The organism is Mesorhizobium sp. M0815, from assembly GCF_040319995.1.
Taxonomy (GTDB): domain Bacteria; phylum Pseudomonadota; class Alphaproteobacteria; order Rhizobiales; family Rhizobiaceae; genus Mesorhizobium.
The window spans coordinates 1-2,688 of record NZ_JAMYOU010000070.1; the positions used below are offsets into that span (position 1 = coordinate 1).

The 2,688-nt window shown below is 63.8% G+C and carries 1 protein-coding gene; it reads right to left on the reverse strand.

Annotated features, from left to right (window positions below; all coding sequences use genetic code 11):
• Nucleotides 1–119: 119 nt before the first annotated feature.
• Entirely contained in the window at nucleotides 120–2,489 is a 2,370-nt protein-coding gene (locus NKI01_RS30745; protein ID WP_352549833.1) for a trimethylamine N-oxide demethylase, read from the reverse strand.
• Between the last annotated feature and the right edge of the window lie 199 nt (nucleotides 2,490–2,688).

Below are 2,688 nucleotides of genomic sequence, written 5' to 3' on the forward strand. Positions count from 1 at the left end.
AACAAGACGTCAAATCCCCCGCAAAGCGAACAACCGCCGCAACCCCGCCGCCGCAAGCTTTTGCTCATGACTGCGCAACAGGTCCACAAGGGGAGAAGGGAAGAACCAGGCAGCGTCGATCAGGAGCGCGGCCTGGTCTTCTGCGGATCGTAGTGGGCAATGGCGACGACGCGCGCCGGCAGCCGCTTGCTGTGGCCGTCGAGCTTGCCGATCTCGACCTCGGTGCCAATCGCCGAATGCGCGACGTCGAGCCTGGCCAGCGCGATATTCTTGTTCAGCACCGGCGAACGCATGCCGGAGGTGACGACGCCGACCTGGGCGCGGCCGACATGCACGCAATCGCCGTGGCCGACCGCGACATTGGCGTCGATGTCGAGGCCGACCAGCTTCTTCTGGGGGTTTTCCTTGCGGCGGATCAGCGCCTCGCGGCCGATGAAATCGTCGGTCTTGGTCTTTAGCGGCACGGTGAAGCCGATGCCGGCCTCGAAGGGGTCGGTCTGGTCGGAGAACTCGTAGCCGGCAAAGATCAGCCCGGCCTCGATGCGCACCATGTCGAGCGCTTGCAGCCCCATCGGCTTCAGGCCGTGCGGCTGGCCGGCCTCCCAGATGGCGTCGAACACCTTTTCGGCGTCGCGCGGATGGCACCAGATCTCGTAGCCGAGCTCGCCGGTGTAACCGGTGCGCGAAACGACGACCGGAATGCCGTTGCCGCCGCCGATGCGGGCGACGGCAAAGCGGAACCACTCGAGCTCGTCGATCGACGGCTGCAGCGGCGAGGTCCAGATGATCTGCCTGAGAATGTCGCGGCTTTTCGGTCCCTGCACGGCGACATTGTGCATCTGGTCGGTCGATGAACGCACCAGCACGGTAAGGCCGAGTTTCGTCGCCGTTTCGCGCAGCCATTCGCCGGATAGATCGTCGCCGCCAACCCAGCGGAAATTATCCTTGCCGAGCCGAAGCAGCGTGCCGTCGTCGATCATGCCGCCATGCTCGTAGCACATGGCGGAATAGACGACCTGGCCGACGCCGAGCTTCCTGATGTCGCGGGTCAGCGTGTATTGCAGCAGCGCTTCCGAATCCGGGCCGGTGATCTCGAACTTGCGCAGCGGCGACAGGTCCATGATCACTGCATCCTGCCGGCAGGCCCAGTATTCGCCGATCGGGCCTTGCTTGGCGAAGGAATTGGCCAGCCAATAACCCTTGTACTCGACGAAGTTGCGGGTGTGCTTGGCAAAGCTCGAATGAAAGGCGGTCTCGCGGGTCATTTTCGGTTCCGAATCGGGCGTCATGCGTCTGGCGATCGCTCGCGAGAATTTGTGCTGGCCGGAATAGGTCCGCACATGGATGTCGGTCGGGTTCCAGCCATTGGCCGGCGTCGTATCGTCGGGGCAGGCGGACGAGACGCAGACGATGTCGGTCAGCGCCCGCAGCAGCACATAGTCGCCCGGCCGCGACCACGGCTCGTCGGAAACCACGACGCCATACGCGTCGATGGCCGTGTTGAAGAAGAAGTTGATCGCCATCCAGCCGGCGCGGGGCGTCACGCCCTTGTCGGCCAGCGCGCGGTTGAAATTCTCCGAGCAGTTGGGATGGCCGGGATAGCCGATGTCGTCGTAATATTTGGCAGCGCAGGCGAGCGCGAATGCATCGTGGCGGCCGCAAGTGTCCTGGATAACCTCGACCAGCGGCTCCATGTCCTGGTCATAATATTTCGAGTGCAGCCCGGGCATCGGATAGCTCGAACCCATCAGCGTGCGCGTCGTCGTCACGTCGAGCGGATGATCGCGGCCCTTGTCCAGCTTGCGCGCCGAAAAGCACTGGAAGTCGGTGCATTGGCGCCCGTCGACATCGATGATCTGCAGATAGTCGCCGGCTTTGACGAAATAGGCTTCCGCCGTCGCCGAATGGACGCGCAGATCGAGCACCGGATCGGCCAGCGGGTCGGCAAGCCGCGACTTCGCAGCTGGACGGATCGTGGCGCGGCGCAGGATGACGCTGAGCGGCGTTGCGGTATCGTGGCCGTCGACCAGCATCGGACCGCCGGGTGCAGCGACGAGCATCGAGCCGTCGCGGGCGATCGCAAAGCTCTGTTCGGTGCCGGCAGGGGTGGAGCCGCCGAAGACGCGGACCGCCTTTGCCTGATCTAGCTGTACCTGGCGACGTTCGAGGCCTCGGCGTAAGGAAGCGAGGCTATCGTCGCTATCGGCCAGCAGCGCCTTAATGCCGGCGGCATTGCTGTTCGATTTTTCGCCGAGAATACCGGGATCGGTTACGCCGGTGCTGTCCCATACCAGCAGCTCGCAGGCCTGCCCGCCCTCGACATTGCGCACAGTGATGCTGTCGCCGGCCTCGACCTCGATCAGCACCGCGCCATTGCCCTGAACCGAATAGCGCTCCATCCCGGCCGGCAGCGCGATCTGGCCTGGCCGCAGGATCAGACTCGGCCGGGGCGGTCCGGCGGCGATTACGGGGTAGGGCGACTGGCTCATCTCAACCCTGGTTTCGAGAAACAAGTTTGCCTGTGCGTGAAATTATTTTAGCGGGAAGAATAGGGCAGAAGAGCCGGAGTTGGCAAGGTGAAGGTGGCACAAGCTCCCCCTTCTCCAGTTGTGTGCGTCAAGTTCTGCAAAAATGGCGTGGCAGTAGCTGTGACGTCGGCGTGTCCGCCGCGCAGCCCCCGTGTTTAGC